12 protein-coding genes are annotated in these 24,952 nt (G+C 64.4%); all 12 read right to left on the minus strand.

Annotated features, from left to right (window positions below; all coding sequences use genetic code 11):
- Nucleotides 1-15 precede the first annotated feature (15 nt).
- On the minus strand, nucleotides 16-2,790 hold the full coding sequence (locus tag SKZ59_RS21055) for a type VI secretion system Vgr family protein (protein WP_319992853.1): 2,775 nt from the start codon (nucleotides 2,788-2,790) through the stop codon (nucleotides 16-18).
- Nucleotides 2,791-2,933: 143 nt separating this feature from the next.
- The gene (locus SKZ59_RS21060) at nucleotides 2,934-5,081 is read right to left on the minus strand and encodes a S46 family peptidase (RefSeq protein ID WP_413774583.1); all 2,148 of its coding nucleotides are present in this window, start codon (nucleotides 5,079-5,081) and stop codon (nucleotides 2,934-2,936) included.
- Between the two features lie 86 nt (nucleotides 5,082-5,167).
- Nucleotides 5,168-7,282, minus strand: coding sequence for a PAS domain S-box protein (locus tag SKZ59_RS21065; protein WP_319992855.1), 2,115 nt, complete (start codon nucleotides 7,280-7,282; stop codon nucleotides 5,168-5,170).
- Entirely contained in the window at nucleotides 7,279-9,873 is a 2,595-nt protein-coding gene (locus tag SKZ59_RS21070; protein WP_072454061.1) for a chemotaxis protein CheB, read from the minus strand. Before SKZ59_RS21070 ends, SKZ59_RS21065 begins: the two co-directional genes overlap by 4 nt.
- 139 nt (nucleotides 9,874-10,012) lie before the next feature.
- Nucleotides 10,013-11,434 carry an efflux transporter outer membrane subunit gene (locus SKZ59_RS21075; RefSeq protein WP_319992856.1) on the minus strand — a complete coding sequence of 474 codons (1,422 nt, stop codon included), beginning with the start codon at nucleotides 11,432-11,434 and terminating at the stop codon, nucleotides 10,013-10,015.
- Nucleotides 11,431-14,673, minus strand: a complete 3,243-nt coding sequence (locus SKZ59_RS21080) for an efflux RND transporter permease subunit (RefSeq protein WP_319992857.1) — start codon at nucleotides 14,671-14,673, stop codon at nucleotides 11,431-11,433. Before SKZ59_RS21080 ends, SKZ59_RS21075 begins: the two co-directional genes overlap by 4 nt.
- Complete coding sequence (locus tag SKZ59_RS21085; RefSeq protein ID WP_070302136.1) at nucleotides 14,670-17,789, minus strand: efflux RND transporter permease subunit; 3,120 nt, start codon at nucleotides 17,787-17,789, stop codon at nucleotides 14,670-14,672. Before SKZ59_RS21085 ends, SKZ59_RS21080 begins: the two co-directional genes overlap by 4 nt.
- Nucleotides 17,786-19,153 carry an efflux RND transporter periplasmic adaptor subunit gene (locus tag SKZ59_RS21090; protein WP_319992858.1) on the minus strand — a complete coding sequence of 456 codons (1,368 nt, stop codon included), beginning with the start codon at nucleotides 19,151-19,153 and terminating at the stop codon, nucleotides 17,786-17,788. Before SKZ59_RS21090 ends, SKZ59_RS21085 begins: the two co-directional genes overlap by 4 nt.
- A gap of 438 nt (nucleotides 19,154-19,591) precedes the next feature.
- The gene (locus tag SKZ59_RS21095) at nucleotides 19,592-20,131 is read right to left on the minus strand and encodes a GNAT family N-acetyltransferase (protein WP_319992859.1); all 540 of its coding nucleotides are present in this window, start codon (nucleotides 20,129-20,131) and stop codon (nucleotides 19,592-19,594) included.
- Nucleotides 20,132-20,205: 74 nt separating this feature from the next.
- On the minus strand, nucleotides 20,206-22,080 hold the full coding sequence (gene sppA / locus SKZ59_RS21100; protein WP_070302140.1) for a signal peptide peptidase SppA: 1,875 nt from the start codon (nucleotides 22,078-22,080) through the stop codon (nucleotides 20,206-20,208).
- A gap of 63 nt (nucleotides 22,081-22,143) precedes the next feature.
- The gene (locus tag SKZ59_RS21105; protein ID WP_319992860.1) at nucleotides 22,144-23,622 is read right to left on the minus strand and encodes a sodium:solute symporter; all 1,479 of its coding nucleotides are present in this window, start codon (nucleotides 23,620-23,622) and stop codon (nucleotides 22,144-22,146) included.
- An 81-nt stretch (nucleotides 23,623-23,703) separates the two neighbouring features.
- A complete protein-coding gene (locus tag SKZ59_RS21110) occupies nucleotides 23,704-24,921 on the minus strand; it encodes a YeeE/YedE family protein (RefSeq protein ID WP_219327381.1) in 1,218 nt (405 codons plus the stop codon).
- Between the last annotated feature and the right edge of the window lie 31 nt (nucleotides 24,922-24,952).

A 24,952-nucleotide genomic window follows, 5' to 3' on the forward strand; every position in this document is an offset into this window, starting at 1 on the left:
AGTCAGTGTCGTGCATCATTGAACCCAGCGGCCATCGGCGGTGTCGTCGAAGGCGCGCAAACCGCAGTTCGACAGCTTCTGTTCGCCGTCCGGCGCCGCGTTCGGGTCGAAGCGTGCGCTGGCCTGCAATGAAAACTCTTCGCCATTGCCAAGGACGACACGGTAGCGCGGCGTGCCGTCCTGATGCGCGATCAGGATGCGGCCGAATTCGTCGGTCAAGCCGCGTTCGACTTCGGCGTCTCCCCTGTACAGCGTGTACGGCACGTGCGCGTATTGACCACCATCCGCATGGGCCTGGATCGTATGCTGCAATTGCCCCACTACCGGCGCGATGGGCGGTTCCAGCTCCGGTTGCGGCCGGTTCTTGGGCGCCAGCGTTTCCAGGTTTCCGTGGAACAGCGTCGGCGACGCGGTAAAAAACTGTACCTTGTCGCTAATTTCAAGCATGCAATTGGCACCATGCAGGCGCACGCCTTTGCGGCCGCGAATATCCACCCAGTCGGTCTGGCTGATCAACTCCAGAACCTTGTTGGCGACGATATCGACCGCATCGGTTTGCGCCGCGATCTGCACCGGGCCAGCTGCGGCGATCAGTTTCATGCCAGCCTTGTGGACGAACAGGCGGAACGCTGCGCCGATGCTGGCGAACAGGCCGCCGCCGGCCGCCAGCGACAGGTCGCACCCTGTCGTCAGCGCGGTGTGCTCGGCGCTGGCGATGTGCGTCGATTGCGCGGTCGTCGTTTCGATACCGGCCGGACTGGCCAGCACCAGATGCGGCTTAGATAATTCGGGAAACGCGTTTTCGCCATTGCCGCCACCGCCCTGGATCCCGGCATGCTGAGCTTTCAGCACATCGGCGGCGGCGCCCTGCTGGGCGGCGCTTTCTTGCGCACCGTAATGCTGCGCCAAGGCGGCAAGCGCCTTGTGCCGCTCAGCAGCCTCGGCCAACCGGCGCAAGGTTTCATCCATGCTCTTGATATGAGAGCCGGCACCGGGGCGCGCTTCGGTGGTCAGCAACATGCCGCGGCCGGCGCGCGCCACGCCCCAGGCGTCTGACGCCAGTTCCCAGCCCTCGCCACGCGCATCCTTGCGCCCGTTGGCGTCTTCGATGCGGCTGATGCAGCCGAGCGACAATTGGCTGTGCTGATGATCGCTTTTCAGTTGCACCTGGATGCGCTGGTGCGTGTCGTCGAGCACCAACTGGTTGCCGCGCACGCCGTAGCCGCCGCCAGGCATCAGCTCGGCGCTGCGCCAGCCCCCAAGCATGCGTTGCCCCGGCAAATTCCACGGCGGCGCATGGTTGCCGTTGTACACAGCACCGACTATGACGGGACGGTCGATATTGCCGTCGAGAAACTGGATCAACACTTCCTGGCCAATGCGCGGCAACGCGATCTGGCCGAACGCATGGCCCGCCCATGGCGTCATGACCCTGATCCATGGCGAACTGCCCGCGTCGAACTTGCCCAGCCGGTCCCAGTGAAATTGCACCTTCACCCGGCCCAGACCGTCGGTATGGATGGTTTCGCCTGCCGGCCCGGTGACAATCGCCGTCTGCACGCCGGGCAACGCACAAGGCGTGCTGTTGAACTGTCGCCCCGGATACCAGCGAACGCTCTTGCGGATGCAGCTAAAACGGTTTTCATAATGCGACTTCGCGCCCGTGCCTGCCTGGTAATTGTTGCTGGCGATATGATCGACCGACAAGATCAGGTATTCGCGCGAGCCGATGTCCGGGCGCGCCGGTTCACCTCTGGCAGGCATGGATTGCTTGCCGCTGAAGTGTCCGCCCAGCGTGAAACTGCGCCCGGCCTGGGCGCAGCGGTGATTGCCGCCAGCGTCGAAGTATTGCACCCGGCAGTTATGCTCCTCCTGGCGGCGTTGCGCCAGCGCTTCGCCGTCGCCCAAGTCGGCATAGCCATAGCCGGTGTCCTGATACAGTTCATGGGCAAACACGTCGCCCTGCTGGTGCAGCGCATGGCCGCTGGCGCGGCTGGCATACGGCTGCTTGTAATTGAAGCTGGCCAGCGTGAGCGAGCCTGAAGCGATCTTCCGTATTGCCTGCCAATCGCGTATGCCGTCGCGCTCCAGCGAGCCCGCGTCGCCGCGAAACATCATTTCGTCGGCTTCGCTGGCATGGCCGTCGCCTGGGTCGATACTGTCGCTGTGCCAGGTATTGTCGCCCAGACAGAGCGTATGACCGTCGGCGCGATGTTCATACCAATAGTGGATACCCTGGTCTTCCCAGCGCCGGTGCAGATGGTTGTAATCGGTTTCATTATGCTGGTTAGCGCAACTTAGTATCGCTTTTTCCTCATGCAGCCGGTTTTGCCAGTCGCGCTGCAAATAGTGATCGAAGGTCGTTTCGCTGATGTCGATGACCGTGCGTTCGTGGAACGAGACGTTGTCCATGCGCAGCCTGGACAACGCCAGCCAGGGTTGCAGCACCATCTGGTAGAACGCGAAACCGCCATCGCTGCGCAACAAGCGAAATTCGCCGACATAACCATTAAAATGGCGCAAGCTGCCGTCATCGCGCACCATCGAAATCGTGACCATCCGGCCCATCATCGCCGTCAGGGGGACGTGGAGATTGTCGGACAGCAGTTCGACGTCGAAGCGGAAGTCGCGTGACATTTCCTCGTGTGCCCGCAAGCTGTTGACCAGCAGCGCGGTATCGGGCGGACCATCGTTGCGCGGAAAATCCATGCGCAGCAAGCGGCTGTCCTGGACTCGCCAGCTCGCTCCGAAAAGGCGCGCCAGATCGGCTGCCAGCTCGCCATCATCCATTTTTCCTCCTTCGGATAGTTCCCCTAACCCATGCTAACCATGGTGAACGCTGGCATATTGATGGAACTCAAACTAGTTGCCCATACGCAAAAAAGCCGCATCAGCCCTGCGGCGGATGCGGCTTTTATTTCAGCCAAGAAAGATTATTTCTTGGCAGCTTTCGGATACTTGATGCTCATTTCCTGCAACAGGTTATCCGCGTGGTCCACTTCCTTCATCACCCACAGCATGTAGCGGATGTCGAGGTGGATGGCGCGCGTGATGGCCGTGTCGAAGTACCAGTCCTTGGTGATCGATTCATACGTCGAATCGAAGTTCAGGCCGATCAACTCACCGCGTTTGTTCATCACGGCCGAGCCGGAATTGCCGCCCGTGGTGTCGGCGCTGGTGAGGAAGTTGACGGGAACCGTGCCCAGTACCGGGTCGCGGAACTGGCCGTAGCGTTTTTGCTTGACGGCGTCGACCAGCGCTTGCGGCGCTTCGAACGGGGCCTTGCCGGTGACTTTCTCGACGATGCCTTCCACGGTCGTGAACGGTCCCTTGGTCAGGCCGTCGCGCGGCGAGTATGGCGAGACGGTGCCGTACGTCACGCGCAAGGTCGAGTTGGCGTCAGGATAGACAGGTTTGCCTTGCGACTTCTTCCACGCGATCACGGCTTGCATGTATTGCGGAATCACGCGTTCGAGGTTGCCGTCGATTTCCTTGCGGCGCTCTTCCAGCGCCACGTCCACCGGATGCAGCTTGACGGCCAGTTGCATGAAGGCGTCGTCGGACTGGGCAACGGCGGCCTGGTCCTTTTCCAGCCAGGCCAGGCGCTTGGCTGTGTCGGCCAGTTGCGTCTGCTGGTACAGGGCGGCCACGGCGCCTGGGGCCGGCAGCAGCGCGTCCAGGCCTTGCGGATGGCTCTTCGCCGCCAGTTGCGCGTAACGCTTCAGGCCAGCTTCAAAACGTGCCTGGTCGACCTTGTTGACGTACGACTGCTCCAGGCGGGCCAGACGGGCCTTGATGAAGGCCAGGTCGCGCTGCTGGAAGCCCGATTCGCGCTCGGCGTCCGCTTTCTGGCGCTCCAGCGACAAGCGGTAGAGGGTGCGCGCGCTTTTCAGCAAGTCGCTGTTGGTGGCCACGCTCCAGGCGAACTCTTCTTCGCTCAAGGCCATGTCGCTGGCGATCGCCGCGTCCAGTTCGGCCAGCAGGGTCGGCGACACGTTCGGCTGTTTCGCGTACCAGGCGCGGAACTCGGCATCCTGCACGTCCTTGATGGCGGCGATATCCTTGCGCGCAAAACCGTCGAGCAAGCCCTGGGTTTTCTTGAGCACGTTGTTGATGCTTTTCACCACGCTCGCATAGCGCACGGCAGCGGCCGCGTCGCCATTCGTCGCATCGGCCATCACGGCCAGGTCGGCCTGCAGTTCCGATACTTTCAGCGGGAAAGCCGTATCGCGCGCAAAACGGATTTCCGCCGGCAGCTTGTAGCGGCTGGTGCGGCCTGGATAACCCGCCAGCAAGATGCCGTCACCGGCTTTCAAGCCTTCGGCCGAGACCACCAGGAAATCCTTCGATTTGTACGGCACGTTATCGGGCGACGGGTCGGCCGGGCGGCCATCCTTGCCCACGTAGGCGCGCAGGAACGAGTAGTCGCCCGTATGGCGCGGCCATTCGTAGTTGTCGATGTCGCCGCCGAAGTTGCCGATCTTGTCCGATGGCGCGTACACCAGGCGCACGTCGCGTATCATCATCTGGCGGATGCGGTAGTACTCGAGGCCGCGGTGGAAGGCGGGCACGGAGCAGCGGTACATCTTGTCCGTTTCGCATTCGGCGATCAAGTCCTTGACGCGCTTTTCCACGGCTTCGTGGCGCGCGCGGCCGCTCATGTCGGCCGTCAAGCCTTTCAGCACGCGGTCGCTGACGTTCTCCACCTTGTCCGTCACATACACGAGGCTGTTCGGACCGCCCGGCAGCTCTGCGGCGCGCGTCTTGGCCAGGAAGCCGTTGGTGATGTAATTGTGTTCCGGTGTGGAATTGCGCTGCACGGCGCCATACGCGCAGTGGTGGTTCGTCACCACCAGGCCGGCGTCGGAAACGAAAGCGGCCGAGCAGCCACCGAGCGACACGATGGCGCTCATCGGGTGCTTGCTCAGGTCAGCCAGTTTTTCTGCAGGAATTTCGATACCGACCCGTTTCAGTTCGGCTTTCAGCTGTGGCAGTTGGTGTGGTTGCCATTGCCCTTCGTCGGCGTGTGCGCCGGCGAACGCGCCCAACAAGGCGACTGGTAAAACGATTGTTTTGAACAAGATATGCCCCTCCATAAAAGCAGGCGAAAGTATAGCCTGTCCAGGCGAGCTGAGTCGGCAAAAATTAACCGATTACAATTTCCGTATCAGGCGGCCGGCCGTCCCACTCCCTGCAGGGGTATCTGCAAGGCCAGGCGGCAGCCGGCGCCCGAGGCCGGCAAGCCCACCTCGAAGTGGCCGCCCAGCGCCGTCACCCGTTCGGCGATGCCGATCAGGCCAAAGCACTGTTTCTTGCGCTGCTGCTGCGGCGTGATGCCGATGCCGTTGTCGCTGATGGCTACGTACACGGCGCAGGCATCCGAACTGAGTTCGATCTCGACCTGGCTGGCCTCGGCATGGCGCATGACGTTGCTCAGCGCTTCCTGCACGATGCGGAACAGCACGATCTCGGCCTGGCTGCCGATGGCGGCAAACAGCGCCTCGTCGCGGATCAGCAGGCGGCAAGCAACACCGCTGCGCTTGCGGAAGTCGCCCACCTGCCATTCGATGGCGGCCTGCAAGCCCAGGTCCAGCGCCATCGGACGCAGCTCGTTGATGATGCCGCGCACGCTCTTGATGGTGGTATCGACGTTGCTGAGCACGGCGCCGACCCGGCGGTGCAGGCGCGGATGGGAACCTTCGGTGCGCGCGCTGAGCATGGAAATATCGATGCGCAGCGCCAGCAGGTTTTGCCCCAGTTCATCGTGGATATCGCGCGAAATGCGCTTGCGCTCGTCTTCCTTGGCCGTTTCCAGGTGCAGCGCCAGCTGGCGCAGCTGCGCGTGCGACTGGCGCAGGGCGCCATCCATCAACTTGCGTTCGGTAATGTCCGTGTGCGCCACCACCACGCGCAGCGGCCCTTCGCCGAGGAAACGGCTGACCCTGGCCTGCGACCAGCGGGGGCCTGAGCGCGTGATAAATTCATATTCGAGCGCAAACGTGTCGGCACGGCCGGCAATGACGGAGCGGATGCCGGCGGCCAGCTCGCGTCCGGCGCTGCGCTGCCAGCGCGGGTCCGTCTCGCAAAACTCCAGGTAATGCAGCGGTTTTTGCATCTGCCCGACAAAATCCAGGCACGCCTGGTTGGCATGCGCGACGCTGCCCGCCTGGTCCAGCACCAGCACCCGGTCCGTCAGCGAATCGATGGTGGCATGAAAGAAACGCTCGGCATCGCGCAAGGCTTCCTGGGCCCGCTCACGCTGCTGCACTTCCAGCTGCAGATGCTGGTTGGCGTGCAGCAATTCGGCCGTGCGGTCGATGACCCGCTGGTCCAGCTCGCGGTGCAGTTCGCGCAAGTCCGCCTCGGCCAGCTTGCGCTCGGTGATATCGGAAAACACGCCGACAAAATGACTGATGGTGCCGTCCGCCATGCGCATGGGCGTGATCGACAGCGATTCCACGAAGCGCTCGCCATTCTTGCGCCGGTTCACCAGTTCGCCATACCAGCTGCCATCCCGGTGCAGGCTGCGCCACATGGCTTCATAGAAATGCGGCAAATGCGTGCCGCCGCCGAGGAAGGATGGATCGCGCCCGATGGCTTCCTCGGCCTGGTAGCCGGTGATGGTGGTGAAGGCGGGGTTGACGGAAATGATGCGGTTGTCGCTGTCTGTCACCAGCACGCCCTCGCGGATACTGTCGAGGATGACGAAGGCGCGCCGCAAGGCCGATTCACGCGCGTGCTCGTCGCCCAGGTCCGTCACCAGCATGCGCGCCGTGTCGCTGGCCGCGTCGAAATTGGCTTCGATGCGCACCATGCCGCCCGCCGATCCGCCGAACAGCTGCGCTTCGAGCACTTGCCGCGCGCCGCTCGTAAAGACGGCGTCGAGGAAGCGGCGGAAGCTGCCTTGCGCCTGAGGCGCGACGAATTGCTCGAAACGCCGCCCCAGCAGCTGGTTCTTGTCGCGCTGCAGCAAGCCGCAAGCCGCCACGTTGACACGCGTGACGACGCCCTCGCGCGCCAGCGAGAAGTAACTGACGGGCGCCTGTTCATACAGCTGCGCATAACGGTCGCGGCTGCTTTCATATTCATTCTTCAGCTGTTCCAGCTCTGCCAGGGCCGCGTTCTGCATTTCCAGTTCGATCTGGCTGACCTGCAACTCATGCAGCTGGCGTATCACGTCTTCATTCGACTGCGGCGCGGGCTGGCGCTGCTGCGCCGCCAGTTGCTCGGCCTGCTCTCGCAATCTGGCCGGCACGTTGCCCTCGTCGAATGGTTCGCTCATGACACGTTCTCGCCGCTATTGCCTGCCGCCGTGGCGCCGGACTGGATCTGGCGCAACTGGGCTTCCAGCAGTTTCGATTCCGTGATGTTGATGAAGGTCACCACCACGCCATCGATCACGTTTTCGATCGTGCGGTAGGGCATGATGCGCACGTTGTACCAGCGCCCCGTCTTGGTTTCCACTTGCCGCTCGCAAAACACGAGGCTACGGATCACTTCCAGCGCATCGTCTTCCAGGCCCGGATAGTCGAGGTCGTTGACGATGTCGCTGAGCGGGCGGCGCAAGTCCGTCTGGATCAGCTTATAGATTTGCGTGGCCGGCGCCGTGAAGCGGCGGATGCGCAGGTCGCTGTCGAGGAAAATGGTGGCGATATCGGTGCTGTTGAGCAAGTTTTTCATGTCGCTGTTGACCAGCGACAGATCGTCGACCTTCGATTGCAGCTCGGCATTGACCGTGTACAGCTCCTCGTTGAGCGACTGCATCTCTTCCTTCGAGGTAGTCAGCTCCTCGTTCGTCGATTGCAGCTCTTCATTGGTCGACTGCAATTCCTCGTTGGCCGACTTGAGTTCCTCGCGCGAAGTCTGCATCTCGTCGCGCACGGCCTGGATTTCATTGCGCGCCTGCGCCAGTTGCTGCTCCAGTTCCAGCACCTTCGGATTCGGCGAGCGGCCGCGGCGCACCTCGGTCACCAGCGGCGCACTGGAGAACGTCACGAAGACCATGCCGCGCAAGGACTCGGGCTGGCTCAGCGCTTCGGCGCTCAGGTCCACGCCCAGGGATTGGCCCAGGTGGTCCTTGACCACCAGCCCCTTCAGGCGCACCACGCTCTCGCTTTGCAGCGCTTGCTTGATCAGGCTGGCCAGCTCGTAGCGCAAGCCTTCGCGCGCCATGGCGTGGATATTCCAGTTGGCCTTGCCGGCCGCCGGTTCCAGGAAGGCGCCCGTGCGGCCGTTGATGTACAGGATGTCGCCATCCTGGTTCAGCAGCGCGGCGGCAGGCGAATATTTCTGGAGCAATAATTGCTCGACATGGGATTGAATCTTTCCAGTCATGCTCACTTCTCTCGTGTCGCTAGGTGTAGGGGGGGATGCCAACGATACCTTGGTGGGGAAATACGTGGGCAGGCGCTGGCGCGCCAGGTTGTCGAGGCGGCGATACAGCCGGGTCGACGTGGTCAGGGGCGAAAACAGGTCGGAAAAATGGCCGGGCGTGTCGGCGCTGCCCAGCAGCAAAATGCCGTCGCGGTTCAGCGCGTAATGAAACAAGGGTATCAAACGCTGCTGCAGCTTGGCATTGAGGTAAATCAACAGATTGCGGCAGCACAGTATGTCGAGCTTGGTGAACGGCGGGTCCGAAATGATGTTTTGCTGGGCAAAGATGATCGTGTTGCGTATCTCTTTCTTTACGTGGTAGCCATTCTTGTCATTGACAAAGAAACGCGCCAGCCGTTCGGCGGACACGTCGCTGATGATGCTGTGCGGAAAATGACCCTGCCGTGCGCGGTCAATGGCGTCAGCCGACAGGTCGGTGGCAAAGATCTGCAGGCTGTATTTCGACGGCGGATTGATGCTGGCCACCACTTCATGAAAGACCATGGCCAGCGAATACGCTTCCTCGCCCGTGGAGCAGGCGGGCACCCAGGCCTTGAAGGCCCGCCCGTCCGGATGGGCCGCCAGCATTTGCGGAAACACCACCATCTTCAGGTATTCCCACACCTTGGGGTCGCGGAAGAAGTTCGTCACGCCGATCAGCAATTCCTTGAACAGCAAGTCGATTTCGGCGGGATTGGCCCGCAAATACGGCACGTACTCCTCCATCGACGTCATTTGATACAAGCTCATGCGCCGTTCGATGCGCCGCAGCACCGTATTGATCTTGTAATCGGTAAAGCTGTTGCCCGTATGTTCGGACAGCAAGGCAACAATTTCCTGCAGGGAATTACGCCCGTTCGGCTCATGCCCGGGCAGGCTGAGAAAACTGCTGCGGAACAGATAGGTGATGATCTTGCCCGGCATCTTGTCGGGGAAATCGACCAGGTCGACCACTTCAGCGGCAATCGCGCTTTGCGGCATCATGTCGAACTTGGCCGTATCGGGATGCTGGGCCAGGGTCAGGCCGCCCGCCTGCTTGATCGCCTGCAGGCCGCGCGTGCCGTCGCTGCCCATGCCGGAAAACACCACGCCGACGGCCAGTTCGCCCAGTTCGCTGGCGAGACTCTCGAAAAAGGTATTGATGGGCAGGCGGTGGCCGCGCAGCTGCACCGGCTCGCTGAGCACGAAACGCCCCTTCGACAGGCCCAGGTCGGCATTCGAGGGGATCACATAGATGTGATTGGGCCGCAATTCCGCCTGGTGCGTGATTTCCGTGACGGGAATGCTGGTGGCGCGCTGCAGCAGTTCCGGCAGCATGGCCTTTTGCGTGGGATCGAGATGCTGGATCACCACATAGGCAATCCCGCTTTCCTGCGGCACGTTGGCCAGGAAAGCGACGATGGGATCAAGCCCGCCGGCGGAAGCGCCGATGGCCACCACCGGGAAAACGATGGCGGCCACTTCGGGAACGGAAGTATTGCTGTGTTTACTGCGTGTCATCGTCTGCAAGATAGCAGCCACGGCCAAAGCGTCAGGCTGAAAATTGATAATCTTGCATTCTAGCACTCAAGATGCGCAGGAAAACGCGAATTTGGCGCAGGGGTTTTGCCTGCGCCAGGCAGCTGCCCTGCTACTCCCCTTACTGCGCCTGCGGCGCATGCCAGCCGCCGCCCAGCGACTGGATCAGGGCCACGGCCGTCGTCTGGCGGTCCGCCTGCGCCTGCACCAGCGAACGGCGCGCCGACAGGGCCGTCACCTGCGCCGTCACCACGTCCGTGTAGCCGACCTGGCCCGCGTTGTAGCGGTTCAGCATCTGCTGCTCGACCTGGTCGGCGGCCGACGACGCCTGCTGGCGCAAGGCCAGCTGCTCGGCCAGCGCACGCGTGGCCGACAACTGGTCTTCCACGGCGCCAAAGGCAGTCAATACCGTCTGGCGGTAGCGCGCCACGGCCGCCTCATGCCCCGCCTTGGCAGCATCAACGCTGGCCGTCGTGGCGCCCGCGTTGAACAGCGTTTGCGCGGCCGACACGCCCAAGGACCACAGGCTCGACGATGCGTTGAACAGGTCGCCCACTTTGCTGGCGCCGGAGCCGTACGATCCCGTCAGGTTCAGGCTCGGATAGTAGGCCGAGCGGGCGATGCCGATCTGCTCGTTAGCCACGGCCACCCGGCGCTCGGCGGCGGCGATGTCGGGACGGCGCTGCAGCAGGGTCGACGGCACGCCCAGCGGCACCTCGGGCACGGTCAGGGTCCACGGCGCCACGGCCAGGCTGAAGTCGGATGGCGCCTTCCCCAGCAGGATGGCGATCGCATGTTCGAGCTGGGCGCGCGCACGCGTCTGGCTCGACAAATCGATCTGCGCATTGGCCAGCTGCGTCTGCGCCTGCAGCAGGTCGGACTTGGCGGCGATGCCCGAGTTGAAGCGGTTGCTGGTGATCTCGAGCACGCGCTTGTAGCCGTCGATCGTGGCATTGAGCAGCGCGATCTGCGCATCGCTCTGGCGCAGCGAAAAATAATTGGTGGCCAGTTCGCCCTGCGCCGACAGGCGCGCCGCGGCCAGGTCGGCTGCGCTGGCCGCCGCACTGGCGTCAGCGCCCGTCACGCCCGCGCGCAAGCGGCCCCAGATATCCGGTTCCCACGACGCGCCGATGGCGGCCTTGAAATTGTTGTTCGTCTGCTGCTCGCCCCCGCCACCGGAGCGGGCGCCGCTGCCCGTCAGGTTTACCGTGGGGAACAGCGAGGCGCGCTGTTCGCGCACCAGCGCGCGCGCCTGCTCGTAGGAGGCGATGGCGGCCGCCACGTTCTGGTTCGATATGTCGATGCCCTCGGCCAGCTGGTTCAGCTGCGCGTCGCCGAACAGGGTCCACCAGGGACCCCGTTCCAGGGTGTCGGCCGGTACGGCAGGCTGCCAGCCGGCCGCCTCCTTGAACGTTTGCGGCGCGGCGGCCGCCGGCGTTTCATACGCGGGGCTGACGGCGCAGCCGGCCAGCAGAACAGCAGCCGCCAGCGCCAGCAAGTGGCGTGCGGGGACGGCGGATGGAATAGGTTTTACTTGCTTCATGATTGTGTGCTCGGGTTATCTGGCCCAGGAATGCGGCTCAATTGCTGCTCGTCGGCGCTGCGCGTGCGCAGTTTGTCGAGCAGGATGTAGACCACCGGGGTGGTCAGCAATGTGAGTAACTGGCTGGCAATCAGGCCGCCGATGATGGCGACCCCCAAGGGCTGGCGTAGCTCCGACCCCTCGCCGAAACCGATCGCCAGCGGCAAGGCGCCAAGCGCCGCCGCGAGGGTGGTCATCAGAATGGGGCGGAAACGCAGCAAACATGCCTCGCGCACCGCCTCCACCGCACTCAAGCCGCGCGAACGCTCGGCCTCCAGCGCGAAGTCGATGATCAATATAGCATTTTTCTTGACGATACCGATCAACAGGAATACGCCGATCAGGGCGATGATGGAAAACTCCATGCGGAACAGCAGCAATGCCAGCACGGCACCCACCCCTGCCGACGGCAAGGTCGACAGCACGGTGACCGGGTGGATCAGGCTTTCGTACAGGATGCCCAGCACGATGTAGATCACCACGATGGCCGCCAGGATCAACAGCGGCTGCTCCTTGTTGCTGTCCTGCGCGCTCTTGGCCGAACCCTGGAAGCTGCCGCGCACATTCACGGGCATACCGATTTCCGACTCCGCCTGGGCCACGGCGGCCTGCCCGTCGCTGAGCGGATAGCCGTCGGCCAGGTTGAACGACACGGTGGTGGCCAGTTCGCCGCCCTGGTGGTTGATCGACGTGGCCGTCGAGCTTTCGGCAAAGCTGCTGAACGAGGACAGCGGCACCATGTGCGCCAGGGTCGTGGACAGGGCCGAGCCGCTGGACGGGTCGCGCGCCGCCGTCGTGTTGGACGTGGTCGTGGCAACGCTGGTGGTCGTCGTCGCCGTCGTGCCGGTGGCGGCAACGGCGGCCGCATTCGACGCCGGCACGTACACGGAGCGCAGCGCTTCGGGGCTTTGCGCATAGCGCGGCGCCACTTCCATGATCACGTGGTACTGGTTCAGCTCATCGTAGATGGTCGCCACCTGGCGCTGGCCGAAGCTGTTGTACAGCGCATTGTCGATGTCGCGCACCTGCACGCCCAGCTGCGTGGCGCGGTCCTTGTCGATGGAGACAAAGGTTTCCACGCCGTTTTCCGCCTGGTCCGTGTCGACGTCGATCAGGGCCGGCTGCAGCTTCATCTGGTCGGCCAGTTTCGCCGCCCATTTCTTCAGGTCCGCCTGGTTGTCGCTGATCAGCGTGTACTGGTAGGTTGAATTGCTCGAGCGTCCGCCCATGCGCAAATCCTGCACGGGATTGAGGAACAGCGAAATGCCCGTCACCTTGGCCAGCTGCGGACGCAAACGGGCGATGACGGCCTGCCCCTTGTCCGTGCGCTGCGACGCGGGTTTCAGGTCGATGAACATGAAGCCGCCCCCTGCCCTGCCGCCGCCAGTGAATCCCACGACGGTGGCGACGGCCGGGTCGTCCTTGATGATGTCGACCAGCTGGCGCAATTTACCTTGCATGGCCTGGAACGAGATGCTCTGGTCGGCGCGCATGCCGCCATTGATCTGGCCCGTATCCTGCTGCGGGAAAAAGCCCTTGGGCGCGGCCGCGAACAGGTACACGTTCAAGCCGACGACGAACACGAGGATGGTCATCACGAGCGCGGCGCTCGACAAGGCCCAGTCCAGGCAGTGTTCATACACTTTCAGCATGCGCTCGAACCCCCGTTCGAACCAGCGCGCGACAAGGCCGGGCGGCTTGTGCTGCTCGCCGCTTTTCAGCAGCCAGGCGCACATCATCGGCGTGGTGGTCAGCGAGATGACCAGCGAAATCATCACGGCGGCAGACAGGGTCACGGCGAATTCGCGGAACAGCCGCCCCACCTGCCCGCCCATGAACAGCAGCGGGATGAAGACGGCCACCAGGGACAGGCTGATCGACAGCACGGTAAAGCCCACTTCGCGCGCGCCCAGCAGGGCCGCCTTGAAGCGGTCCATGCCCGCCTCGATGTGGCGCTGCGTGTTTTCCAGCACCACGATGGCGTCGTCGACGACAAAGCCCGTGGCCACCGTCAGCGCCATCAGGGACAGGTTGTTCAAACTGAAGCCCAGCATGTACATCACGCCGAAGGTGCCCAAGAGCGAGACGATGGTGGCGACAGCCGGGATGATGGTGGCGCGCACGCTGCGCAGGAAGGCGCTGACCACCAGCACGACGAGCACGATGGACAGGATCAGGGTGAACTCGATCTCGTGCAGCGACGAGCGGATGGAATTGGTGCTGTCGGACGCCACCTGCAGCTTGATGTCGCCGGGCAGCTGCGCCTGCAATTGCGGCAGCAGCGCGCGCACGCCGTCGACCGTGGCGATGACGTTGGCGCCCGGCTGGCGCGTGATCAGCACGATGACGGCCGGGTCGCCGTTGAACAGTCCCAGGGTATTGTTGTTCTCCACGCCGTCGACCACTTCGGCCACGTCGTCGAGGCGGATGGCGGCGCCGTCGCGCCAGGCCACGACCAGGCTGCGGTAATCGGCGGCGCTGCGCCCGCCCGAAGCCGTCGCCGCGCCCGAATAGATCTGCAAGCTGCGCTCGTCGCCGGAGATGGCGCCCTTGGGGCGGTTGGCGTTGCTGGCCTGGATGGCCGCGCGCACGTCTTCCATCGACACGCTGTAGTGATTGAGTTGGTAGGGCAGCAGTTCCACGCGCACGGCCGGCAGCGAACCGCCACCCAGCTCCACGTCGCCCACGCCTTTCACCTGCGCCACCTTTTGCTGCACCAGGTTCGACACGGCGTCGTAGATCTGGCCCGGCGTGCGCGTTTTCGACGTCAGCGCCAGGATGATCACGGGCGCGTCGGATGGATTGGCCTTGCGGTAGGTGGGATTGCTGCGCAAGGTAGCCGGCAAGTCCACGCGCGCGGCGGCAATCGCCGCCTGCACTTCGCGCGCGGCCGAATCGATCTTGCGGTTCAGGTCGAACTGCAGGTTGATACGCGCCGAGCCCGTGCCCGACGACGACGTCATCTCGTTCACGCCCGAGATCACGCCGAGGCGCCGTTCCAGCGGCGTGGCCACCGACGTGGCCATGGTCGCTGGGCTGGCGCCGGGCAGGCTGGCGCTGACGGAAATGGTCGGATAATCGACCTGCGGCAGCGGCGAGACGGGCAGCACGAAGAAGGCGCCGACACCGGCCAGCGCGATGCCGATGGTCAGCAGCACGGTGGCGATGGGACGCTTGACGAACGGTTCGGACAGGTTCACGCGGCGCTCCCCGCGTTATCGGCCGGCTTGTCCAGGTTGACGCCCCGCGTTCTGGAGGCGAAGCGCTGGCCCAGGCGGTCGAAGCCCAGGTAGATGACGGGCGTGGTAAACAAGGTCAGCACCTGGCTGACGATCAGGCCGCCGAAGATGGCCAGACCCAGCGGACGGCGCAACTCGGCGCCCTCGCCCCAGCCCAGCATCAGCGGCACGGCCGCGAACAGCGCCGCCAGGGTCGTCATCAGGATGGGACGGAAGCGCAGCAGGGCCGCCTGGTGGATGGCTTCCTGCGGACTCTTGCCTTCATCGCGTTCGGCCTCGATGGCGAAGTCGATCATCATGATGGCGTTCTTCTTGACGATGCCGATCAGGAGGATGATGCCGATGATGCCGATCACGCCCAGGTCCTGCCCCGAGATCATCAGCGCCAGCAAGGCGCCCACGCCGGCCGACGGCAGGGTCGACAGAATCGTCAGCGGGTGGATGTAGCTTTCGTACAGCACGCCGAGCACGATGTACACGCAAACGACGGCGGCGAGAATGAGCCACAGCTGGTTCGACAGCGAGTTTTCATACGCGCCGGCCGCGCCGAGGAAGGTCAAGGTCACAGATGGCGGCAAGGCGATGTCTTTCGCCGCCTGGCGGATGGCGTCGACGGCGCTGCCCAGCGCCACGCCCTGCGTCGTGTCGAAACCGAGGGTCGTGGCCGGGTATTGCGCCACGTGCGTGATTTGCAGAGGCGCCTGTTTTTCGCTGACGCTGGCAAAGGCGGACAGCGGCGTCGACTTGCCGGAACCCGTGCGCACCTGCAGGTCCGACAGGTCGGACGGCGTGGTGACGATGCCCGGCTGTGCTTCGAGGATCACGCGGTACTGGTTGGTTTCCGTGAAAATCGTCGAAATGATGCGCTGGCCGAAAGCGTTGTACAGCGCGTCGTCGACGGTGGCCGTGGTGACGGACATGCGCGCGGCGCTGTCGCGGTCAATCGCCACGGTGACGGCGGCGCCCGTGGCGCCCGCATCCGTGACGACGTTGCGCAGCTGCGATTTTTCACGCATGCGCGCGGCCAGCTTGCCGGCCCACTCGGTGACGGTGGCCGTGTCGGCCCCTTCGAGCGAGACGCGGTACTGCGTCGGGCCCGATTCCGCATCGATGGTCAGATCCTGCGTCGGCTGCAGATACAGGGTCACGCCAGCCACCTTGGCCACGCGGTTGCGCAGGCGCTCCATGACCTCGTCCTGGCTGCCGCTGCGCGGACGCTTGAGGTTGATCAGCATGCTGCCCGTATGCAGCATGGTGTTGTTGGCCGCATCGACGCCGACGAGGGAGCTCAGGGTATCGACAGCGGGGTCTTCCAGCAGCGCGCTGGCGGCCGCCTGCTGCAAGGTGGCCATGCGCTCGTACGAGACGGCTTGCGAGGTTTCGATGCGCGCCTGCAGCTGGCCCGTGTCCTGCGTGGGGAACAGGCCTTTCGGGATGGTGATGTAGAGGATGACGGTCAGCACCAGGGTGGCCAGCGCCACGAGCAAGGTCAGTCCCTGGCGTTTCAGCACCCACACGAGCGCATGGTCGTACTGCACGATCACACGGTCGAGGAAGGCCTGGATGCGCTGGCCCGTGGCGCTGATTTTTTCATCGGCGTGGCTTTTCAGCCAGCGCGCCGACATCATCGGCACCAGGGTCAGCGAGACCACGGCGGAAATCAGGATCGTGATGGCCAGGGTCATGGCAAATTCGCGGAACAAGCGGCCCACCACGTCGCCCATGAACAGCAGGGGAATCAGCACGGCGATCAGGGACACCGTCAGCGAGATGATGGTAAAGCCGATCTGCGACGCGCCCTTCAGGGCGGCCGCCATCGGCGTTTCGCCCTCCTCGATGTAGCGGGCGATGTTTTCGATCATGACGATGGCGTCATCGACGACAAAGCCCGTGGCGATGGTCAGCGCCATCAAGGAGAGGTTGTTCAGGCTGTAGCCGAGCAGATACATGACGCCGCAGGCGCCGATCAGCGAGATCGGCACGGACAGGCTGGCGATCACCGTGGCGCGCATGCTGTGCAAAAAGGCGAAGATCACCAGCACCACCAGCAGCACGGACAACAGCAGTTCCATTTCCACGTGTTCGACCGAGGCGCGGATGCCCGTCGTGCGGTCGCTCAGCACGTCGAGCTTCATGGCCGCCGGCAGACTGGCCTGCAGGTCGGGCAGCAAGGCCTTGATGGCGTCGACCGTCTTGATGACGTTGGCGCCGGGCTGGCGCTGCACGTTCAGGATGATGGCCGGCTGCTTGCCCGACCAGGCGCCCAGGCGCGTGTTTTCCGCGCTGTCGACAACATTGGCCACGTCGGACAGGCGCACGGGCGCGCCGTTTTTATAGGTGATGATCAGGCGCTTGTAGTCTTCCGCCGTGACCAGCTGGTCGTTGGCGTTGATGGTGAATGAGCGCGTGGGCCCGTCGAAACTGCCCTTGGCGCTATTGACGTTGGCCGCCGCGATGGCCGTGCGCAGGCTGTCGAGACCCAGGCCGTACGAGGCCAGCAACTTGGTGTCGCCCTGGATGCGCACGGCCGGACGCTGGCCGCCCGACAGCGAGACGAGGCCCACGCCGTTGACCTGGCTGATCTTGAGCGCCAGGCGCGTGTTGACGATGTTCTGCACCTGCGTCAGCGGCATCGTATCCGACGTGATGGCCAGGGTCAGCACGGGCGCGTCGGCCGGGTTGATCTTCGCGTACACGGGCGGCGCCGGCAAGTCGGTCGGCAGCAGCGAGCCGCCCGCGTTGATGGCCGCCTGCACTTCCTGCTCCGCCACGTCCAGGGTCTGGCCCAGGGTGAATTGCAGGGTGATGATGGACACGCCGGCCGCGCTGGTGGAGCTCATGCGCTGCAAGCCCGACATCTGCCCGAACTGTCGCTCCAGCGGCGCCGTCACGGTCTGCCCCATGACTTCGGGACTGGCCCCCGGATACAGGGTCTGCACCTGGATGGTGGGGAAGTCCACCTGCGGCAAGGCGGCCAGCGGCAGGAACTTGAAGCCGACCAGCCCCGCCAGCACGATGGCCAGCATCAGCAGCGCCGTGGCGACGGGGCGCTTGATGAATGGCGTCGATGGACTCATTGCGCTGCGCCCTTAGCGGGAGCGGTCGCCGGCGCCGGCGCCGATGCTGCAGCCGATGCGGCTGGTGCGCTGGCCGCGCCGTCAGCGTGCTGGCGGCGGTGGCGGCGTTCGCCATTCGCTCCGGCGCCACCGGCGCCGCCCATGGCCGGCTTGTCGCCCGCCAGGGTGACTTTCGCGCCTTCCTTCAGGCGGTCGGCGCCTTCCGTGATGACTTGCTCTCCCGCTTCCAGGCCGGCGCGGATTTCCACCATGTCGGTGGTGGCCTGGCCCCGCGTGACCATGCGCACGGTGACGGTTTTATCCGCTTTCAGCACGTAGACGAAGTCGCCGTTGTTACTGTGGCGCAGGGCCGTCACGGGCACCAGCACGGCGCCCGTGATATTGCCCAGCTCCAGGCGCACGTTGACGAACTGGCTGGGGAACAGCGCCATCTTGTCATTCGTGTAGCGGGCCTTGGCGCGCACGGTGCCCGTCTGCACATCGACCTGGTTGTCGAGCGCCGTCAAGCTGCCCTTGTCCAGGGTATGCGTGCGCGTGCGGTCCAGCGCCAGCGCCGCCAGGGCCGCGCCGCCATTCAGGCGCTCCTGGATAGTCTGCACTTTATCCTGCGGCACGGAGAACTCGACGTCGATGGGCGAGAGCTGCGTCACCACCACCACGCCGCCCGTGTCGCTGGTGCTGACCAAATTGCCGATATCGACCACCTTCAGGCCCGCGCGGCCGCTGATCGGCGACACCACCTTGGTGTAGCCGAGGTTCAGCCTGGCCGTGCCTTCGGACGCGCGGTCCGTCATGACCGTGCCTTCCAGCTGTTTCACCAGGGCGGCCTGCGTATCGACGTCCTGGCGCGCGATGGAATCCTGGCCCAGCAAAGTCTGATAGCGTTTCAGGGTCAGGCGTGCATTTTCCAGCTGCGCCTCATCGCGCTGGCGCTGGCCCGTGGCCTGCATCAGCGCCATCTCGAACTGGGCCGGGTCGATCTGCGCCACCACCTGGCCCGCCTTGACCATGCCGCCTTCCTTGAATTTCAATTCCGTCAAAATGCCCGACACTTGCGGGCGCACCGTCACGGTGGACGCGGCCGTCACCGTGCCCAGCGCATCGAGCACCACGGGCAGGTCGGATTTGACGGCCGTGGCCACGCCCACGGTGGTCGAAGGGCCGCCGCGGCGCCCGCCCGGGCCACCTGGCCCGCCAGGACCGCCAGCGCCCATGCCCGGGCCGCCCTGGGCGCTGGTGCCCGAATGGGTCAGGTACCAGGCACCGCCCCCCAGCGCCGCCATCACGGCCAGCGCGATGACCGTGCCGACGATTTTCGAACGGCGGCTGCGCCGTGGGGTGTTGGGTGTTGTCTGCGAATCCATCGCTTATCCTTGTCTAGGCCGCTGGCACGGCGAGTCTGTGGCGCCGGCCGAGGTGGAACACACTCAGGCCGGACGACCGTTTTTCGGGGTTGTCTCAGTACAAAGCCGGGGGAGTCAAGAGCTGAAAATCAGCTGAAAAAACATCGCTCCCTAGCGTGAAACGACTCTAGCATAGTCATGTAACTGTTTCATTTCTACCTGAAACAATTACACACAGCCAGCCAGGCATGGGAGGATCAGACGGGCTGGCAGGCGGGCCGCCACTGTGGGGGAATGGTGGAAAAATCAGGCTTGCGGGGCGCCGCGCCCCCGCGAGCACGTGGCGCGGGCGACTCGCATGCAGATACAAACTCGCTACAAATCTCCGGTCAGCCGGCTTGACCTGGCGCCGCGCGGGTGCCCAGGCGACGGGAGACAGCGGCGATTCTTTACGTGGATTTACAAGGTCATGCCGAGGATGACGTCCTGGTAATCGGTGCGGCCCACGCGGAAGGTGCGCCTTCCCAGTTGCGCAAAGCCGCAGCGTGCATAGAACGCCAGCGCATCGTGGTTTTCCGCGTACACGCCCAGCAGCACGCGCCCCGCCCCGCTGGCGCGCGCCTGCTCCACGGCCGCCTGCATCAAACGCTGGCCCACGCGCTGGCCCTGGAAGCGGTGCAGCAGGTAGATGCGCTTGATTTCCAGGTCGTTCGGGCGCGGGTCGGCCACCGGCAAGCCGGCGGGACTGAGCACCAGGTAGCCGACGGGCGCGCCGCCCGGCGTGGCCTCGGCCAGCCACAGCCGCATGGCCGGCAGCGCCAGCCAGTCGCGGTACAGCTGCACGTCGTGCTGGCGCTGGCAATGGGCGATGACGTCGGCGCCATCGAGGATGCCGGCGAACGCTTCAAGAAAAGTGGCCTGCCCCACCAGCGCCAGCGCATGTTCGTCGCCCTTGGCGCAAGGGCGGATGGTGATCGCGTTGTCGGTGTCTGCATTCATATCGCTTGGCATAGTCTGCTCCTCAAGGAAAACAAGCCGGGCGAAGCCGGCTTGAGGTCATATCACTACTGCGATTACTTGCCGCCTAACGGCACCTCGCACAGGCAGTGCGTGAGGGCCATGAACGGTTTATGTTCGCGCGTGATGCCGGACAGCCAGGAGAGGTCCTGCGCCATGCCCAGCGCCGCGTCGGCCGGCAAGCCGGTCGTGGCCAGGCCCAGCTTCACGTGCTCGCCCAGCCCCAGCGAAGCCATGGCCTTGGAGCCGAACATGCCGATCAAACGGTCCACGTTCGACGTTTCCTGCTCCAGGTAGGTCACGCGGTAGTCGGTGCCCAGCTTGGCGCGCTTGGCCGCCGAGGCCAGCGCATCGCCATAGCTGCCGATGCGGTCGACCAGGTTGCGCTCTTTCGCCTGCAAGCCCGTCCAGACGCGTCCCTGCGCCACCTCATTGATTTTCTCGGGTGTCGTCTTGCGCGCCTTGGCGGCCAGGTTCAGGAAGTCGCCATACACGTGGTTGATCGAGCCCTGGATCACTTGCGCAAAGCGGGGATCGAGCGGACGCAATGGGTTGCCCGCGTCGGCCAGCCAGGTGGTCGGCGAGCCGGCCGTGTGGATGCCCAGCTTTTCCACCACCTTGTCGGCCGTCGGCAGAATCGCGAACACGCCGATGGAGCCGGTGATGGTGGCCGCGTCGGCGATCACTTCATCGGCCGAGGTGCTGATCCAGTAGCCGCCCGAAGCAGCCACGTTGCCCATCGAGACGACCACCGGCTTGCCGGCGGCGCGCGTCAGTTCCAGTTCGCGGCGGATCAGTTCCGAGCCGAAGGCGCTGCCGCCCGGCGAATCGACGCGCAGCACGATGGCCTTGATCGATTTGTCTTCGCGTGCCTGGCGAATCAGGCGCGAGGTGGACAGGCCGCCGATGGCGCCCGGTGGCGCGATGCCGTCGCCGATTTCGCCGGAGGCGATGACCACGCCGACGGCGTCGCCGACATGCACGGGGCGCAGGCGCGCCAGGTAATCGGTGTAGTTCACCTGGCGGAAGTTCGTGCCTTCCGTGTTCTTCGCGCCGCGCGCCATCATGAACTGGCGCAGTTCATCGCGCGTTTTCAGACCGTCGACCAGCTTGCCATCGAGCGACAGCTTGGCAATGTCGCCACCGGCAGCCGTCATCATGGCGGGCAGGTTATCGATCGTTTGCATGATGGCGCCGGCCGGCAGCTTGCGCGCCTTTTCCACGTCCGTCGTGTAGGTGGTCCACAGGCCGTTGTTCAGGTAACGGTCCGCTTCGGCCGCCGCTTCGGACGGGCCGTTGGCGATGAAAGGCTCGGCCGCGCTCTTGTACGTGCCCACTTTCAGCAGGTTGACCGTCACGCCCACCTTGTCGAGCGCGTCGCGGTAGTAATTGCGGTAGCGGCCAAAGCCTTCCAGCATGACGCCGCCCATCGGGTGCAGGAATACCTCGTCGGCCTTGGCCGCCACCAGGTACTGGCGCTGGTTGTAGCTCGAACCCCAGGCCGTGACTTTCTTGCCCGTGGCGCGGAAGCGTTCCACGCCTGCCGCCACTTCGCGCAGCGAAGCAAGGCCGCCGCCCTGCAATTCGTCGAGCAGGATCACCATCGAGCCGATGTCCTTGTCCTTGGAAGCCGTGTCGAGCACCGCCAGCACATCGCGCAGCTGCACCGTCTTCTTGACTTCGCCGCTGACATTGGCCAGCACGGCCTCGCGCACGCCGCCCGGGGTTTCCTCCACGAGCGGGCCTTGCAAGTCCAGCACCAGGGTGGTCTTTTCCGCCAGGGGCTTGGCGCCGCCGCCGAAGATGGCGATCAGGATGGCGATGACGATCAGCAGGAAGATCAGATTGATGACCGCGCGGCGGGTGGCGTCGAGCGCGCGCCAGAATGCGCCAAAACCGCGGCGCAGCGGCGGGAAGGGGTTGAGTGACATTGATGCTCCGTGAGGTTGTGTACCTAAAGGAAATCAATATAACTGAAAACGGGCGGAATCGTCTTATTTTGACAAGTGTGTCGCGCCTTTGATGGCCTGCCCTGGCGGCGTCGAAATGAGGAACAGGCCGCCCAGCACCAGGGCGCCATTCAGGATCAGCAATTCCAGGCCGATGCGGTAATGTTGGAACAGCATCGTTTGCTCCCGCTCGACCAGCGCGCACAGCAGCGGCCCGGCCACGGCCACCAGCGGCACCCAGCGGTCGCGCACGCCGCGCCGGCTCAGCAAGCCGAAGGCGAACAGGCCCAGCAGCGGACCATAGGTATAACTGGCCAGCTTGAGGATCACGCCTATCATGCTGGGATCGTCCAGCCACTTGAAGGCCATGATCAGGATCAGGAACAGCGCGGCAAACCCCAGGTGGACACGGCGGCGCCAGCGCATCTGCGCGGCCGGATTCAGGTCCGCCCGCCTCTGCACGCCGAGGATATCGATGCAGAAGGTGGATGTGAGCGCCGTCAGCGCCCCGTCCACGCTGGGAAACAGCGCGGAAATGAGGGCGATAAAGAAGATCAGCTGCACCACGGCAGGGAAATGCCCGAGCACGACGGCGGGGAATAATTTGTCGCCCGTGGCCGTCACGCCGGCCAGCGGCGCGTACAGGTGCAGCAAGCCGCCGAGGAACAGGAACAGCAGCAGCACGCCCGTCAGCACCACGGTCAGGCTGAGCATGTTCTTTTGCGAGTCGCGCAAGGTCCGCACGGAGATATTCTTTTGCATCATCTCCTGGTCCATGCCCGTCATGGCGATCGTGATGAACATGCCGGCCACGATGTGCTTCCAGACATAGGCGGGGCTGTCCGGATCGACGGTGAAGATGCGCGTGAGGCCCTGCGCGCGCATGTGTTCGAGGCTGTCGGCAAGGGACAGGTCCATTGCGCGCAATAAAAATACGCTGCAGATGACGAGACCGGCCAGCATGCATGCCGTTTGCAGGGTGTCGGTCCAGACGATGGTCTTGACGCCGCCTTCATACGTGTATAGCAGGATCAGCAGCAGCACGGCGCACGACGTCAGCCAGAACGGCACGCCCAGGCTGTCGAGGATGGTCGCTTGCAGGATATTGACCACCAGATACAGCCGCGCCGTGGCGCCCAGCAACCGCGACACGATGAAAAACGCCGCCCCGCTCTGGTAGGAGCGCCGTCCCAGGCGCAATTCCAGGTAGCGGTAAATGGAGGTCAGCTGCAGCCGGTAGTACAGCGGCAGCAAAATAAACGTGATGGCCAGGTAACCGAGCACGTAGCCGATCATCAGCTGGATGTAGCCGAAACCGTTGCTGCCCACGGCGCCAGGCACGCTGATGAAGGTCACACCCGTAAGTGTCGTGCCCACCATGCCGAAGGCCACCAGCATCCAGTTGCTATCCTTGTTGCCGATGAAAAAACTGTCGTTGGTCGCATGGCGCGACGTGCGCCACGCTACGCCCAGCAGGATCAGGAAATATGCGAGGACGACGGCAAACAGGATGAGGGGCGACATGGGCGTTGCGCTGGCGGCAAAAAAGAACAGGGGCAGCAATATACAACAAAGCGTACAGCAATGCCCCCGGTCAATCAGGCATCAGCAGCCGCTGCGTTTCACGCGCTCCACTTCCAGACCGAACCACGGACGCAAGCGCGTGCCGATGACGTTGCCGAGGAAAGCGCAGACCAGCCACAGCCAGCCGTGCAGGCTGCCCGAGACGATGCCGCTGAAATACGCGCCAATATTGCAGCCGTAGGCCAGGCGCGCGCCGTAGCCGAGCAGCAAGCCACCGACGACGGCGGCGATCACCGAACGGCGCGGGATGCGCCACACGGGCGCGTAGCGGCCGGCCAGCGCCGCGGCCAGCATGGCACCGAGCACGATGCCGATGTCCATCACGGATGTCTTGTCTTGCGTCAGCGGCGCGGCCAGCGCGGCCGCGTTGGCCTTGGTCGACCAGTAAGCCCAGCTGGCCGTGTCGATGCCGACCACGGACGCGGCTTTCGCGCCCCACAGCGCAAACGCGGACGTCACGCCCCACGGCCGGCCCGACAGCGCCAGGGTGGCGAAGTTCAGCACGACGAGAGCGACGGCACCCGCCACCAGCGGCCAGGGGCCGTGCAGCCAGGGCGATGCCTGTGCCGGGCGCAGGGGCGTGGCGACGAGCTTGCCATGGCGGCGCTTTTCCACCAGCACCGTGATGCCGGCGATCAGCGCGAAGACGATCCAGTTCAGCGCCAGCGCGGGCGCCAGGCCCAGGGTCGTCACGAGGGAAATGGGCTGGAGCTGTGGCAGCGACGTCCAGAATGGCATGTGCGCCGTGCCGATCACGGAGCCGACGATGAAGGCGGCCAGGGTGATGAGCATGCGCGTGCTGCCCCCGCCCACCGTGTACAGGGTGCCGGACGCGCAACCGCCGCCCAGCTGCATGCCGATGCCGAAGATGAAGGCGCCAAAGATCACCGAGGTACCGGCCGGAGAAACGAGGCCAGCGACGGGCGTGCCGAACAGCGTGCCGGCCGACAGCGCGGGGAAGAACAGCGCCACGCCGACGGCCAGCATCAGCATTTGCGCGCGCAAGCCGTCGCCGCGGCCATCGGCGATGAAGACGCGCCAGGCGGACGTAAAACCGAAGGCCGCGTGATACAGGGTGATGCCGAGCAAGGCGCCCACCACGTACAGCGCGGACAATGTGGCGCCGACGGTTTGCGCCAGATACCAGGCGCCGAGCACGATGAGCACAAGCGCGACGCCCAGCGGTTTTGGATTGATGGCGGCGCGCAGGCGCAGCGGTGACATTGCTGTATCGGACATGGGAAATATGGGCAAGAGGAAAGTAAACGTC

Source organism: Janthinobacterium sp. GMG2 (assembly GCF_033949445.1).
In the GTDB taxonomy this organism is placed as follows: domain Bacteria; phylum Pseudomonadota; class Gammaproteobacteria; order Burkholderiales; family Burkholderiaceae_D; genus Janthinobacterium; species Janthinobacterium aestuarii.